Below are 15158 nucleotides of genomic sequence, written 5' to 3'. Positions count from 1 at the left end.
TTTAAATCCTCAAAATATTTCTTTTTTTGCATGCTTAGTTGTAGAGTCCATGCGCATTTTAAAGCCCTTTAGTCGGAGTATTTTCTGTGGCACGCGCCTTTCCTTTGGAACGAGTAAGAAATATCGGTATTGCTGCACACATTGATGCTGGTAAAACAACTTGCACTGAAAGAATTCTTTTCTATTCAGGTGTTGTTCACAAGATGGGAGAGGTTCATGATGGAGCAGCCGTGACTGATTGGATGGCTCAAGAGAGAGAGAGAGGAATAACTATTACCGCTGCAGCTATTTCAACCACATGGGACGATCATCGTATCAACATTATCGATACTCCTGGTCACGTTGACTTCACCATTGAAGTTGAACGCTCGATGAGGGTTCTTGATGGTGTTATCGCTGTCTTCTGCGCTGTTGGAGGAGTACAGCCTCAATCTGAAACAGTTTGGCGCCAAGCCGACAGATATTCAGTGCCAAGAATGGTATTTGTCAATAAAATGGATAGAACTGGTGCTGATTTCCTAAAGGTCCATGGTCAAATTAAAGATAGATTAAAAGCTAATGCAGTTCCAATTCAGTTACCCATAGGAGCTGAAAATGATTTGAAAGGTATTATTGATCTTGTTGAAAATAAAGCATATATCTATAAAGATGATCTTGGTAAAGATATTGAGCAGACTGAAGTTCCATCAGACATGGTTGATTTAGTATCTGATTGGCGATCAAAATTAATGGAGTCAATAGCAGAAACTGAAGAGGAATTATTAGAAGCATTTCTAGAAAATGGAGAGCTAACAATAGAACAACTCAAATCTGGTATTAGGGAAGGTGTCCTTAAGCATGGTGTAGTTCCTATGTTATGTGGTTCAGCTTTTAAAAATAAAGGGGTTCAGTTATTACTAGATGCAGTAGTTAATTATCTTCCTGCTCCTGTTGATGTTCCTCCTATTCAAGGTTTGCTCCCTAACGGAAAAGAAGCTGTAAGGCCGTCAGATGATGGCGCTCCGTTTAGCGCACTTGCATTCAAGGTAATGGCTGATCCATATGGGAAATTGACGTTTGTTCGCATGTATTCTGGTGTCCTTGAAAAAGGAAGTTATGTGCTCAACTCAACTAAGGATGCAAAAGAGAGAATTTCTAGGTTGATAATTTTGAAAGCTGATGACCGAGAGGAAGTTGATGAATTAAGAGCTGGTGATCTTGGGGCTGTGCTTGGTCTCAAAAACACAACTACGGGAGATACTTTATGCGCTTCAGAAGAGGCAATTGTTCTTGAAACGCTCTATATTCCTGAGCCAGTTATTTCAGTTGCGGTAGAACCCAAGACTAAAAGTGATATGGAAAAGTTAGGCAAAGCGCTGACATCTCTTTCTGAGGAGGATCCAACATTCAGAGTAAGTACTGATCAAGAGACAAATCAAACCGTAATCGCAGGTATGGGTGAATTGCACTTAGAGATTCTGGTTGATCGTATGTTGAGAGAATTTAAGGTAGAGGCAAATATTGGAGCCCCTCAAGTTTCTTACAGAGAAACGATTAGAGCCAGCTCTTCAGGTGAAGGTAAGTTTGCAAGACAAACTGGTGGTAAAGGTCAGTACGGTCATGTTGTCATTGAAGTTGAGCCAGGTGAACCAGGAACTGGGTTTGAGTTTGTCAATAAAATTGTCGGTGGGTCTGTACCAAAAGAATATATAAAGCCTGCTGAATCAGGAATGAGAGAAACATGTGAGTCTGGTGTGATTGCTGGCTATCCTTTGATAGATGTAAAAGTTACATTGGTTGATGGCTCTTATCATGATGTTGACTCATCAGAGATGGCTTTCAAAATTGCAGGCTCAATGGCTTTCAAAGATGGAATCAAGAAGTGCAATCCTGTCCTTCTAGAACCTATGATGAAAGTTGAGGTAGAAGTGCCCGAGGACTTCCTAGGATCTATAATTGGAGATCTGTCCTCTAGACGAGGCCAGGTTGAAGGTCAATCCATCGAAGATGGACAATCCAAAGTCCAGTCAAAAGTGCCATTAGCCGAAATGTTTGGCTATGCCACTCAACTCCGATCAATGACTCAAGGTCGGGGTATTTTCTCCATGGAGTTCAGCACCTACGAGGAAGTTCCTCGTAATGTTGCGGAGGCAATTATCTCCAAGAATCAGGGCAATTCCTGATCTCTAAAAATTTACTAACCACCCCCCCGATTCTTTAAAAAAAATGGCTCGCGAGAAGTTTGAGAGGAACAAACCTCACGTCAACATAGGTACTATTGGCCACGTTGACCATGGCAAAACAACCCTTACAGCAGCAATTACGAAGGTTTTAGCAAAGAAAGGTCAAGCCGAAGCGCAAGATTACGCTGAAATTGATGGAGCTCCAGAAGAGCGTGAACGCGGCATAACAATCAACACTGCTCACGTTGAATATGAAACTGAGGGCAGGCATTACGCTCACGTTGATTGCCCAGGTCACGCTGATTATGTAAAAAACATGATCACAGGTGCTGCTCAGATGGACGGTGCGATTCTTGTTGTAGCAGCTACCGATGGAGCAATGGCACAAACAAAAGAACACATTCTTTTGGCGAAGCAGGTTGGAGTACCCGCATTGGTTGTTGCACTAAACAAATGTGACATGGTTGATGATGAAGAAATGATAGAACTTGTAGAAATGGAGATTCGTGAACTTCTTACAAGTTATGACTTCCCCGGCGATGACATCCCTGTCGTTCAAGTTTCGGGATTAAAAGCTATCGAAGGAGAAGCAGATTGGGAGACTAAAATAGATGACTTGATGACAGCTGTTGATGCATCAATTCCAGAACCAGAACGTGAAATTGATAAGCCTTTCTTAATGGCTATTGAAGACGTTTTTTCAATTACTGGACGAGGAACAGTTGCTACTGGAAGAATTGAAAGAGGAAAAGTAACAGTCGGAGAGGAAGTTGAAATTGTAGGAATTAGAGATACAAGACTAACCACTGTTACAGGTGTCGAGATGTTTAGAAAACTTCTTGATGAAGGTATGGCTGGTGACAACGTTGGACTTCTTTTACGTGGTATTCAGAAGGAAGATATCGAGAGAGGAATGGTTCTTGTTAAAAAAGGTTCCATCACACCTCATACTAAGTTTGAAGGTGAAGTTTATGTATTAAAAAAAGAAGAGGGTGGCCGCCATACCCCATTCTTTGCTGGTTATCGACCACAGTTTTATATTCGTACTACTGATGTAACAGGTCAAATTACTGCATTCACATCTGATGACGGCAGCAATGTCGAAATGGTTATGCCTGGGGACAGAATAAAAATGACAGGAGAATTGATAGCCCCTGTTGCTATAGAACAAGGTATGAGATTCGCTATTCGCGAAGGTGGACGTACAATTGGAGCAGGAGTAGTTTCTAAAATTATTGAATAATTATTCAGAGGATGACTTGTAATTTATTCAGGTCATCCTCTAAATTAATTAAACAAATGAACTAATTAGTTCATCCTGTAAAGAACCTCGAAAACTTAATTAGCTTTTGGTAATCCCATTATGTCAACTGCAATTGCACAGCAAAAAATACGCATTCGCCTAAAGGCTTTTGATAGAAGAATGCTTGATTTATCTTGCGATAAAATAATTGAGACTGCAGATACAACAGCTGCTTCAGCGATAGGTCCCATTCCTCTTCCTACAAAAAGAAAAATTTATTGTGTTCTTCGTTCACCTCATGTTGATAAAGATTCAAGAGAGCATTTTGAGACAAGAACACATAGAAGAATTATCGATATTTACAGTCCTTCCGCAAAGACAATAGACGCTTTAATGAAGTTGGATCTTCCTAGTGGAGTTGATATAGAAGTTAAGCTCTAGATCTTTTTCTCTCAAACCAGAGATTGATTATCTAGGATATGTTTAATTAGGAATCCCCATTTGAGCGAACTTTCAGTTAGGGAGCTACCACTTTTCCCATTGCCTGAGGTTGTGCTTTTTCCTCAGGAGTATTTGCCACTTCATATTTTTGAGACTCGTTACAGAGTTATGCTTCAATCTGTGTTGAAATCGGATAGCCGTTTTGGAGTAGTTAGATGGGATCCAATTGCAAAAAAAATGGCAGATGTAGGTTGTTGCGCTGAGATTATTAAGCATCAAACTTCACAAGATGGTAGAAGTAATATTGTGACTATTGGACAGCAAAGATTTCGAATTCTTGAAATTATTAGTGAAACTCCATTTATTAACGCACTAGTTAGTTGGGTCGATGATGAACAAATCTCAGATCAAACCAAACTATTGGAACTAAAGGATTCAGTATCAATTGCTCTAAAGGATGTAGTTTCACTTACCTCAAAATTAACTGAATCTGAGAAAGAACTTCCTGATTCTTTGCCTGACATTCCAAGAGAATTGTCTTTTTGGATAGCTGCTCATCTTGGCGGTCCAGTAGCAAACGAGCAGCAAAATCTATTAGAAATAACAAATACGTTTCAACGTTTGGAAAGAGAATATGAACTGCTTGATCACACAAGAAAGCAACTAGCTGCCAGAACTGCTTTAAAAGATACTTTCTCAAACGCCGATCAAGCCAACAATTAATTATGCAATGGATATTGATTTTAATATTTAGTATTTTCTGTCTCTTCACTTTAACTAATCAGTGGGTTAGGAAAAGTCGAAAATATGAGTCTGTTAATAGCGTTGCATCCTCATATGATTCATGGACTAATGATCGTTTATTAGAAAATCTATGGGGAGAACATATTCATCTAGGTTTTTACGAAAAACCAAGAATAAAAAAAGACTTTAGGAAAGCTAAGGTTGATTTTGTTCATGAATTAGTTCGCTGGAGCGGTTTAAATCAATTACCAAAAGGCTCGAGGGTGTTAGACGTAGGTTGTGGAATAGGCGGAAGTTCAAGAATATTGTCTGATTATTATGGATTTGATGTCATTGGTATTTCAATAAGTCAAGAACAAGTTAAAAGAGCACGTGAATTAACAGCTAATAGGGATTTTTGTAGTTTTGAAGTAATGAATGCACTTGACTTAAAGTTTGAAAAAGGTAGCTTTGACGGGGTTTGGAGTGTAGAAGCTGGGCCTCATATCTTAGATAAACAAACTTTTGCAGATGAGATGCTCAGAGTTCTTAGGCCTGGTGGGGTTTTGGCAGTTGCAGATTGGAATCAAAGAGATTCAACTAAACATCCTTTAAATTTTTTTGAAAAACTCATCATGAATCAATTACTAATCCAATGGACCCATCCTGAATTTTCAAGTATTGAAGGATTTAAAAATAACTTATTAAATAGTCCTTACTGTGGAAGCTCTGTAGAGACTTCTAATTGGACAAAATACACAATTCAGTCTTGGAATGAATCTATATATGAGGGGTTTAGAAGACCTTCATCTATCTTGAAATTAGGCCTTAGATCTTTACTAAAGGCATTTAAAGAAATCCCAACAATACTAATGATGAGATGGTCTTTTTCAAGAGGCTTGATGAAATTTGGAGTATTCAAATCAAGAGGATAATTTAATCAACTTCTGATCCGAAATAGCATCCAAAATTAATTATTTGATTGCAAAGAGGAGATAATTCTTTAGTAATGTTTTCAAAGTCTTTTTTATTATTATTGTTTAAATCAAGATCTATGAAAAAGACATATTCACCAAGTTCTCTTTTAGAAGGACGTGATTCAATTCTACTCATATTCAAGCCAAGATTTGCGATGCAATTCAATGCTTTTAGTAATGCACCCGGACTATTCGACTTAAGAGAAAAGGCCATACTTGCCTTATTCCCATCCACTTTAATGTTGTTCTTACTGAGAAGAACGAATCTAGTGCAATTCCCTTCAATATCATTAATAGGATAAGCCAGAATATTCAGATCCTCACTTGCATCTTTGGATCCTATCGCTGCTCTAAATAAGCTTCCTCTTACCATTCTTATTGCTTCTGCCGTTGAATTAGTTGGTAGATGAACTGCATTTGGAATATTGTCATTTAACCACTGGCTGCATTGTGCTATTGCCTGAGGATGGGATAGGACTTCTGAAATCTTTGAAATTGATCCGCTACTCATTAATGAGTGTTTAATAGGTAGTACTAGGGCTCTATGTATAAATAGGTTTTCATGTCTCCATAGAGAATCTAATGTTGTGGTGACTCCACCTTCTACTGAATTTTCAATTGGTACTACGGCTGCTTCACAAAGATTGTTTGCAAGATTATCCACCACAGACCTTAACCCTTTGCAAGGGGAAAATACTGGAGAGTCAAGCTTCTCAAGCTCTGCTAGCGCTTTCGCGGCTTGTTCAGCGTATGTTCCTTTAGGCCCTAGATAGGCCACTCGAGTTAACATTAGATAAAAAAAAAGGAGTAAAAACCGATAAGATCAAACTGAGCAAGTTTTTGATAATGGCTCTTGCCTTTACAGCACGACAAAAAATTGATCTAGTTGTTCAAAATAATCAGGAGAAACTACCTGATTATCTCCTACAACAGGAAAGAGTTGTAGGAGCAATGCTAGATCCTAAAAAATTGACCCCTTTAGGGCCAGGAAGCTTTAAGTACGAAGTCACAAGTTTTAAGGTTTTTCAACTTCAAATAAATCCAGTCGTATCAATCGGTGTGGAAAATTCTGAGAAAAAAATTAGAATGTATGTAACTGAAAGCCACTTAGATGGTTTGGGATTAGTTGATGATTTCGATTTAACTTTAGATGCAGTTTTGGATGCAAAACTATCAGGTCTTGAAGGCGAAGCTCTTTTGGGTGTAACGGTCAGTCAGCCTCACCTATTGAGATTAATTCCTCCCAAAATGCTTGAGAAAACTGGGCAATCAATCTTGAATGGTATTTTGTTAGGAATTAAGGCAAGGGTTCAGAAGCAGCTAATTGTTGATTTTAATAATTGGTGTAAAGAAAATTAGTTACAAAATAAATATCAATTTTTTTTCAATCGTGAGATAAAACTTTTTCGGTGGAGTTTTGTTGCACCTTCTTTGATTAACTTTGTTCTATGGATCTCAGTTCCATACCCCTTGTTTTTTTCTAGTCCATAACAATTGTATTTGCGAGCTAGTCGTTTAATTAATTCATCCCTGGTTTCTTTCGCTAATACACTTGCAGCAGCAATTGAAGCAAAATGACTTTCACCTCGAACTTGTGTCTTTTGTTTCCCTGGCCACAAGCGAATGGGTAAAATTCCGTCTACAAGAATTAAGTCTGGTGGAGATGAAAATTTTTCTAATGCTCTTAGCATGGCTTTCTCAGTAGCATCTCGGATGCCCATAACGTCTATTTCTCTTGCTGAAGCTTGGCCAATTGTCCAAGCTATTGAGTTTGTTTTTATCAAAGGAACTAAGTTATGTCTTTGTCTCTGACTTAATTTTTTACTGTCTTTCAAACCTTGATTTAAGAGCTCTATTTCATTCTTTTTGCTTAAAATAACCGCTGCCGCGAAAACAGGGCCAAATAAACAACCTTTTCCTACTTCATCAACTCCAGCGATAAGAGATTTTATATCTTCCATGTTTAAGAAGAGGCTGAAGACCTTCTTCTTTTTCGTCTTGGATCCTCATTAACTTCTTGTGACTCGGTGGAAGGTAATTCATTCTTTTCGCTTATTGAATTATGATTAATATTTATTAATTCATTTGTTTCTTGATCCAAATCTACATTGATTTTTTCTTCTTCATCACTCTCTTTTTCGTCAGAATTGGTTGATTTTTGTTCAATATTACTTTTGTCTTTAAGACGAATAATATCCTTATTATTATTTTGATGTTTGCTAATAGAATCATCAACTATTTTTTGTTGATTACCCTCAGGCATGTTACTCTTTTCTTCTCTAGTTTCCTCTTTCCCAGGTCTGATTATATTAACCTTATAGTTTTCAGATAGTGGAGGTTTCTCTAAAAGTAAAATAGGATCTAATCCCATTAAACTATATACAATCTCTTCATTCTGATTCATATTGATATTTATTATCGTTGTTTCTTTTCTTTTATTATTACTCTCTTTTTGAATATCTTCTGTAATTGTATCCGTGGAGATAGCTTTTGAGTTGTCTGTAGATGATTTGTGTTCTTCATTGCTTAAGTTTGCTTCTATATCTCTTGCTTTATTTATACGCTTTTTCTTGTTATTACTTTCTTGTAAAGATTGAATATCTTCGCCTGATATTAAAGTTGCATTGATTACGCCAGCTTCAGATGGGGTTGTTGGATTTATGTCTTGAATAGTAATGCTTGGAAGATAACCTTGCCCTTGAGAATTAGGAGATGTCTTTCCAAATAATTCATATATATTTTGACCTTGTCTTTTTCTAGTGAGCTCAACAAGTCCTAGTTCTGTAAGTGAAGCTATTTGTGGCCGTGCCGAGTCTCCATTAATAGCAGATGTGAAATGTTCTAATAATTGAAGTTGATCTCTTTTGGTATCCATATCAATAAAATCAATAATAATAACCCCACCAATATTCCTTAATTTTAATTGTCTTCCTATCTCAATAGCGGCTTCACAATTAGTCCATAATACTGTTTCTCTGGAATTCGCAGATCGTGTAAATGAGCCTGAGTTGACATCAATAACTGTCAATGCTTCTGTTGGCTCTATTATTATATACCCACCCGAAGGAAGATCAACTCTGGGTTTTAATGCTTCATTAATTGAAGATATGACTTTGTATTTCTCCAAAATATTTTCCGAATCGTTATGTAATTCTATTGTTAATTCATTACTATCCTTGCCAAGGAAGTTTTTAACTCGACCAATTGCTTCAGAATTATCTACAACAATCTGAGTAAGATTTTGACCTGTATGATCTCGAAGAATTCTATGAATAAAGTCTTCATCTCTATTTAAGAGAATTGGCGGAGTGCAACTCTCTGATGCTTGTTGAATAAGCTCCCATTGTTTAAGAAGATTTTCAAGATCATCAATTAAAAATTCTTCAGAAATATCTTCCGCTTCTGTTCTTATTAAAAGTCCAGTACTTGGAGGCTTAACTAATACTCCTAATGCTCTAAGTCGATTTCTTTCACTTTCAGTGCTTATTCTTCTCGAAATATTTACCCCTTGTCCATAAGGTTGGAGTACTAGATATCTACCAGGAAGAGCTATGTTTCCAGTTAATCTAGGCCCTTTTGTCCCAGTGGGCTCTTTCATCACCTGAACCAAAACCTTTTGCCTTGGTTCGAGCAACTCTGTTATTCCTGCAGTTGCTTTTTTTAATCTCAGTGGACCTAAATCATTTACATGAATAAAGCCATTTTTTTCACTTTCACCAATATTGACAAAAGCAGCGTCTATCCCAGGAAGAACATTTTCAACGGTTCCTAAGAAAATATCTCCGATTTGGTAGCTACCTTGAGCGACGATTAATTCATCTATTCTCTCATCAGTGAGCAGAGCGGCAATTCGCAAATGCTCAGCAATGACAATTTGCTGGGGCATATACAATGTTGAGCGTTTTAAGCTATGAAAAATTGATTAGCAGAAAAACTGCAAAAAGAACTGTTGGAAATTTTTAACGTCTAACAAACTTAAAGAGATTTTTGAATACTGTTCGGAATGGGAATTAAATATGATCCGGTTGAAATCGCTGGAGATGCCAACGTTTAATCTAGGTGTCCCTTTAAGAAAAAATGACGTTAATTAAGAACATTAAGGGGCTAAAACCCTTTTCTCAGTTCCTGATTCATTCTAACACAGAATCACTTTTGGTTAATTGTTTTGAGTAGGAGCTTTTATTAAAAAATCAGTTTTTAATTATGGAATCATCAATGTTTAAAGATTTAAAGGTGTTTCAGGGATTATCCTTAAAATAAATCTTGTCGATTTTTAAGTGGTAAAAGTTAATGCTGATTACCTGAAGTTAAAAGCAGGCTATCTTTTCCCAGAGATTTCTCGGAGAATTACAGAATTTAGTTCTAAGAATCCTAATGCTGATTTGATCCGCCTAGGAATCGGTGATGTTACTGAACCTCTACCTTTGGCTTGTCGTGAAGCAATGAAAGCGGCTATTGAGGAAATGGGAACAAAAGATGGCTTTAGGGGCTATGGCCCAGAGCAGGGGTATAAATGGCTTCGGGAGATTATCTCTGAGAATGATTATATATCTCGTGGTTGTGAGATTTCAGCTGAAGAAATCTTTGTTTCAGATGGCTCTAAATGCGATAGCAGTAATATTTTAGATATTCTTGGCAAGGAAAATAAAATAGCCGTAACTGATCCTGTTTATCCTGTATACGTTGACACTAATGTGATGACAGGTAGGACTGGAGAAGCTAACTCAGTAGGAGAGTATAAAGGTTTAAGTTACATCCCAATTAATTCAGAGAATGGATTTGAGGCATCCATTCCAAAAGATAAATTTGATTTGATTTATCTTTGTTTTCCTAATAATCCTACGGGGGCTGTGGCAACTAAAGAGCAACTGGTTTCTTGGGTAAAATATGCAAAAGAAAATAATTCTTTGATTCTTTTTGATGCTGCATACGAGGCTTTCATTAAAGATGAATCGATTCCTCATTCGATTTTTGAAATTGAGGGAGCTAGAGATTGTGCAATTGAGTTTCGTTCTTTTTCGAAAAATGCAGGCTTCACAGGAACAAGATGTGCCTTTACAGTTATTCCCAAATCTTTAAAAGGTAAAGCAGGGATAGAAACAGTCGATTTGTGGTCCTTATGGAATAGGAGACAAAGTACGAAATTCAACGGTGTAAGCTATGTTGTTCAAAGAGGTGCTGAAGCTGTTTACTCAAAAGAGGGGAAGACACAAATCAAAAAATTAGTAAGTTTTTATATGGACAATGCTGAAATAATTAAATCAAATTTGACTGCTGCAGGATTTGAAGTTTTTGGCGCGGTAAATGCCCCTTATGCATGGATAAAAACACCGAAAGATATGAGCTCATGGGATTTCTTCGATTTCTTGCTTGAAAAAGCAAATGTTGTTGGTACGCCTGGCAGTGGATTTGGCGCTGCGGGAGAAGGCTATTTTAGATTGTCTGCCTTCAACAGCAGAGAAAATGTCGAAAAAGCTATGCAAAGGATCGTAAAACTCAAATGAGTAATATCATGGTAAATTCCTTGTCAAAAAGTGCTATTCATCTTGAAAGTTTAATTATGGTTGATTCTGCAAATCAAACTGATGGAGATACTGCCGTTATTGATAGGGAAGTTCAGCGAGTTAGGAAAATATCTCCGAAATATAAGGTTTTACTTCATAATGATCCAGTTAATACGATGGATTATGTGGTAGAGATTTTAAGACAGGTAGTTCCACAATTAAGTGAACAGGATGCTTTGAATATTATGTTGGAAACGCATAATAATGGTGTTGGACTTGTTATTACGTGTGACTTAGAACCTGCTGAATTTTACTCTGAATCTTTAAAGGCAAAAGGCTTGACAAGCACAATCGAATTAGAAAGCTGAAATCATCAATTAAAAGTTTGTGGAATAGATGGTTGCATCAAAAGATGCAATGGATACCAACACTCACTCTGTTTTTATTTTTATATCCAGCCGGATGGATTGTTAGTCATTTTTTTTACATTTTTGATCGGGGTATTAGTCCCAATAATTTAAGTATTATAGGTACATTAATATCATTCATACTTTTTTTAGCTGTTTTACCAAGTTGGGGAAGTATTAGATGGAAAACTAATAATTTATGGCTATCAATTGGTTTGGATGTAAATAATAAATTTTCAGCATTAAGAATATTCTTTAGTGGATTTATATTTTCAGTTTTCCTAATATTTATTCTGTGTATATTTTGTTTTATATGCGGCTGGATTGATAGACTTGACTATATAAAATTTACTGAATTATTAAACGCAATATTATTGATAGTTGGCATTGTTTTTGCTGAGGAGATAGTTTTTCGAGGTTGGTTAATGGAGGAAATGGCTCTTTTATTTGGTGTGAGAAGAGGAATTATTTTGCAATCCACAATTTTTAGTCTTGCCCATTTCAGATCTGATATTAGTTTATTAGCGTTAATTCCTTTCTTGACTGGCTTATTTCTTTTTGGATTAGTTTTAACTTTAAGAAGAACGATTGATAGAGGCGCGTTATGGGGGTGTGTCGGTTTGCATGGCGGATTGGTTGGTATTTGGTATCTAATTGATTCTGGAATGGTTGTTTTTTCAATTGATACTCCATATTTTTTATTGGGACCAAGCAGAAATATGGTGAATCCAATAGGGAGTGTTTTTGGAATAATAATTTTATTGGGTACGTTGTTTTTTCAACGAAGGCTTTTTGCAAGAACGGGACGATTTTTAGCCTCCACAGTTAATGCTTCGTTTAAGGATGAAATGCCATAATCTCTCTCTAATAAGTTCATGACTGTTCTACCGAAATCATTTGGATTGGTATCGAAGGCCTCTAGGCAAATTCTTCCAAATTCCTTGCCCATTGGCTCTGGATTCCAGAGGAGTTTCCTGGCAGTCCAAGGCATTAAACTCATAGGGTTATATCCAGGTTTTAATAAACCTTTTTCCAATCCATACTCTTCTAATAACGTATGAGGTTGAAGTCCAATAAAAAATATAGAAGGTTCAACAATATCAGCTCCAAAAATTTTCTCTAATTCTCTATGGTAAGCAACTGTCTGTCTTATTGTTTCTGGACGTTCGTCTATAACATTGAATGAGTAGTTTACCGAGACCTGAGCTTTAAAACCTGCTTTTGCTAGAAGTTCGCAATTTTTCAGTACTGTTTTTAAGTTATACCCCATTCTCATTTTTCTGACTAGTTCTTGGGATCCAGAAGTTATGCCAATTTCGAAATAACTCATACCTGTTCTAACCATTAATTCAGCTAATTCTTCATCTAGATTGTCAGCTCGTATGTATGCGGCCCAATGAATATCATTTAATCCTTCGTCATGGATAGCTTGAAGAATGTCTTTTGCGTTTTGAATGTGCCCTCTGGACGGTATGAATTGAGCATCTGTAAACCAGAAGCCACGAACACCAAGATTATAGAGTTGCTTGATTTCTTGAATTACCTCACTGACAGGATTAATTCTTACTTTCTTACCTTCAATAACAGTGTAAATACAATAACAACAGTTGTGAGGGCAACCTCTTTTAGTTTGAACTCCAATATAAAAGTCTCCTCCATCTAAGTACCATTTAAATTCAGGCCATATAGATTGAATATAGGAATAATCACATGCAGTTTTGATAATATTATTTGGTTTCTCATGAATTAGTTTTTCTCTAGGTGACTCGCCAACTACAAAACATCTCTCATCGGCAATTGATTCATTTCTTATTAATTTTTCTAATAATAACTCTCCTTCTCCAAGTGATATAATAGTCCCTTTAGGAAGTGACTTTTTTAATTGATTGTAAAAAACACTGACAGCACCTCCACCTAATATTAGATTAGCATTTGGTTTGTATTTCTTTGCATACTTTAATCCCTTTTTAATTAATCTCTGGTTTCTCCATATTTCTCCATAATGACTTTTTAGTAGTTGAAAACCACCTAAAGCACCTCGAATTTTTTTGAGGGGATTTCGAGCATAAAAAACTTCAAATGAATTTTGTAATGGATTTCCTCCTCTCCCATCTACAGGGGCATAAATTTGTATATCTCTCCATGAAAAAACTAATAGTGTAGGCTCAAAACTTTTAATACTATTTATTAATATTCTATCTACATCTAAAATAGGTAATGAAGCTAAATCTAGAATTAATTGTTGAATCTTTGGAAAGCATTTATGAACATGATCAGCTAAATAAATTGGTCCAATCGGGAAAATAGGATTACAAGGCAGTCTGACGTACAAGATCTTAACCTCTGATTTAGATCTAATCGGTTTTAATTCAGAAGTCAAATTAGCTTTCATCAGGACATCTATAGATAACAAAAATAATCATTTAGAAATAGACACTAACAATATGTTGACCTTTTTGATTGAAAATTAGATTATTAGTTAAAAGGAAGGAAATTCAATTCTATTCCAAATCTTTTCAAAACTTAGGCGCAGAGGCCTTTTTCATGTTTTCTGAAAGGAGGAGTCTAATAATTTAATTCAAAGGCAAAGTTTTTTGAGAGGCTTTTTAAATTGATATTGCCCAATTCGTTTAAAAAACAAAAAATAGATCAGACTGACTATATAGATTTAATGCTTGGATCATGAATCCTCCGATGACTTTGATCATATACATTCTAAGTGGAGCGGCTCTAGGAAGTTTGATGCTCCTAAGCGGCATTCCTGCAGCTCCTCTTCTAGGCTCGATTTTGGCAGCAGGATGCCTAAGCATAAGTGGACAATTCGAACCTGCTCAATGGCCTATAGGTACAAAAACTTTGCTTGGTATTGGTGTAGGTACTGTTATTGGTACTGGTATAAATAGAGATACTCTTACAGAATTACAAACTCTTTGGAAGCCAGCCATCTTGATCACAATTACTTTAATTCTAACCGGTCTAGTTGTTGGATTTTTAGTAGTTCGTCTGTTTGGAATTGATCCTTTAATAGCTTTACTAGGATCTGCTCCTGGAGGAACACTCGGCATGAGCCTAGTTGGTGCAGAACTTGGAGTAGGAGCTGCAGTGGCAGCAATTCATGCGTTTAGATTAATAGCGGTTTTATTGATTACTCCAGCTGTTGTTAGGTATTTAGCCCCAATCGTTAAAGCTAATTAATAATCCAGTAATCAAATGGAGAATAATTATTCAGTGACTTATTAAATTCAGAAAATTTTCCAAACTGCGTTTTCAGGTATTGTTGGCCCTTTTCTCTTATCTGTGGGCTCTGTAGTCGTTATGCGCCAATCGGGAACACGACATTGTGCATAAGATGGATTTTGAATAAGAACTCCTGGCTTCTCATCTTTTTTAGAAGAAAAACCACCCTTCCAAACTCCTTCTTCTTTCAGTGAACCTTTAAACCAAACCCAACAGTTTTCTCTTTCCATTTGATCAATTCTAATAAAAATCTTGAAATCGGAGCTTTGAAATCTTTTTGATTTGTTTATCTTCTTCTGCTTCTGCGCCTTTGTTGCAGTTTACGTTTATATTTCTCGACAGGTGTTTCATGATGACGCAGGCGTTTTAACTCTCCAAAGATGCCGGCTTTGGAAACTTGACGTTTAAAACGGCGAAGTGCTGATTCAATGCCTTCGTTTTCTCCAACAGTTACTTGTGTCAAA

The 15158-nt window shown here is 36.5% G+C and carries 16 protein-coding genes; 10 read left to right on the top strand and 6 right to left on the bottom strand.

Going from position 1 to position 15158, the window contains the following annotated elements; all coding sequences use genetic code 11:
* Positions 1-86: 86 nt before the first annotated feature.
* The 5 genes from fusA to PMN2A_RS08590 all read left to right on the top strand — a co-directional run bounded on the left by fusA (position 87) and on the right by PMN2A_RS08590 (position 5504).
* Positions 87-2162 carry an elongation factor G gene (gene fusA / locus PMN2A_RS08610; protein WP_011295419.1) on the top strand — a complete coding sequence of 692 codons (2076 nt, stop codon included), beginning with the start codon at positions 87-89 and terminating at the stop codon, positions 2160-2162.
* 43 nt (positions 2163-2205) lie between these two features.
* Entirely contained in the window at positions 2206-3405 is a 1200-nt protein-coding gene (gene tuf, locus PMN2A_RS08605; RefSeq protein ID WP_011295418.1) for an elongation factor Tu, read from the top strand.
* 120 nt (positions 3406-3525) lie between these two features.
* A complete protein-coding gene (rpsJ, locus tag PMN2A_RS08600) occupies positions 3526-3846 on the top strand; it encodes a 30S ribosomal protein S10 (protein WP_009788866.1) in 321 nt (106 codons plus the stop codon).
* Positions 3847-3906: 60 nt separating this feature from the next.
* Positions 3907-4569 carry an LON peptidase substrate-binding domain-containing protein gene (locus tag PMN2A_RS08595; protein ID WP_011295417.1) on the top strand — a complete coding sequence of 221 codons (663 nt, stop codon included), beginning with the start codon at positions 3907-3909 and terminating at the stop codon, positions 4567-4569.
* Positions 4570-4571: 2 nt separating this feature from the next.
* Entirely contained in the window at positions 4572-5504 is a 933-nt protein-coding gene (locus PMN2A_RS08590; protein WP_011295416.1) for a methyltransferase domain-containing protein, read from the top strand.
* 1 nt (position 5505) lies between these two features.
* On the opposite strand, the gene pheA is transcribed toward PMN2A_RS08590, so the two are convergent.
* A complete protein-coding gene (pheA, locus tag PMN2A_RS08585) occupies positions 5506-6336 on the bottom strand; it encodes a prephenate dehydratase (protein ID WP_011295415.1) in 831 nt (276 codons plus the stop codon).
* A gap of 56 nt (positions 6337-6392) precedes the next feature.
* Between pheA and PMN2A_RS08580 the strand changes: the two genes are divergently transcribed.
* Positions 6393-6905, top strand: coding sequence for a DUF1997 domain-containing protein (locus PMN2A_RS08580; RefSeq protein WP_011295414.1), 513 nt, complete (start codon positions 6393-6395; stop codon positions 6903-6905).
* Between the two features lie 14 nt (positions 6906-6919).
* Here the strand turns inward: PMN2A_RS08580 and PMN2A_RS08575 are convergent, their stop codons facing one another.
* Both PMN2A_RS08575 and PMN2A_RS08570 read right to left on the bottom strand, forming a co-directional pair.
* On the bottom strand, positions 6920-7507 hold the full coding sequence (locus PMN2A_RS08575) for a ribonuclease HII (protein WP_011295413.1): 588 nt from the start codon (positions 7505-7507) through the stop codon (positions 6920-6922).
* A 2-nt stretch (positions 7508-7509) separates the two neighbouring features.
* Positions 7510-9432 (bottom strand): Rne/Rng family ribonuclease, encoded by a 1923-nt coding sequence (locus tag PMN2A_RS08570; RefSeq protein WP_011295412.1) that lies wholly within the window; start codon positions 9430-9432, stop codon positions 7510-7512.
* Between the two features lie 391 nt (positions 9433-9823).
* Between PMN2A_RS08570 and PMN2A_RS08565 the strand changes: the two genes are divergently transcribed.
* From PMN2A_RS08565 to PMN2A_RS08555, 3 genes are read left to right on the top strand one after another with little or no spacing between them, the layout of a single operon-like run.
* A complete protein-coding gene (locus PMN2A_RS08565) occupies positions 9824-11050 on the top strand; it encodes an LL-diaminopimelate aminotransferase (RefSeq protein WP_011295411.1) in 1227 nt (408 codons plus the stop codon).
* 56 nt (positions 11051-11106) lie between these two features.
* Entirely contained in the window at positions 11107-11418 is a 312-nt protein-coding gene (gene clpS, locus PMN2A_RS08560; protein ID WP_144043322.1) for an ATP-dependent Clp protease adapter ClpS, read from the top strand.
* Positions 11419-11462: 44 nt separating this feature from the next.
* Positions 11463-12314: a CPBP family intramembrane glutamic endopeptidase gene (locus PMN2A_RS08555; RefSeq protein WP_011295409.1), complete on the top strand. Its 852-nt coding sequence runs from the start codon at positions 11463-11465 to the stop codon at positions 12312-12314.
* Here PMN2A_RS08555 and PMN2A_RS08550 read toward each other — a convergent pair.
* Positions 12236-13849, bottom strand: a complete 1614-nt coding sequence (locus PMN2A_RS08550) for a photosystem II high light acclimation radical SAM protein (RefSeq protein ID WP_011295408.1) — start codon at positions 13847-13849, stop codon at positions 12236-12238. The two genes, PMN2A_RS08555 and PMN2A_RS08550, sit on opposite strands and share 79 nt — an antisense overlap.
* 290 nt (positions 13850-14139) lie before the next feature.
* On the opposite strand from PMN2A_RS08550, the gene PMN2A_RS08545 reads away from it, so the two are divergent.
* A complete protein-coding gene (locus PMN2A_RS08545; protein WP_011295407.1) occupies positions 14140-14652 on the top strand; it encodes an AbrB family transcriptional regulator in 513 nt (170 codons plus the stop codon).
* Positions 14653-14699: 47 nt separating this feature from the next.
* Here PMN2A_RS08545 and PMN2A_RS08540 read toward each other — a convergent pair whose 3' ends face one another.
* Entirely contained in the window at positions 14700-14924 is a 225-nt protein-coding gene (locus PMN2A_RS08540) for a hypothetical protein (protein ID WP_011295406.1), read from the bottom strand.
* A 56-nt stretch (positions 14925-14980) separates the two neighbouring features.
* Entirely contained in the window at positions 14981-15157 is a 177-nt protein-coding gene (gene rpsU / locus PMN2A_RS10190) for a 30S ribosomal protein S21 (protein ID WP_011295405.1), read from the bottom strand.
* Position 15158: the final 1 nt, after the last annotated feature.

Source organism: Prochlorococcus marinus str. NATL2A (assembly GCF_000012465.1).
In the GTDB taxonomy this organism is placed as follows: domain Bacteria; phylum Cyanobacteriota; class Cyanobacteriia; order PCC-6307; family Cyanobiaceae; genus Prochlorococcus_B; species Prochlorococcus_B marinus_B.
This window is presented reverse-complemented; position numbering and strand designations above follow the sequence as displayed.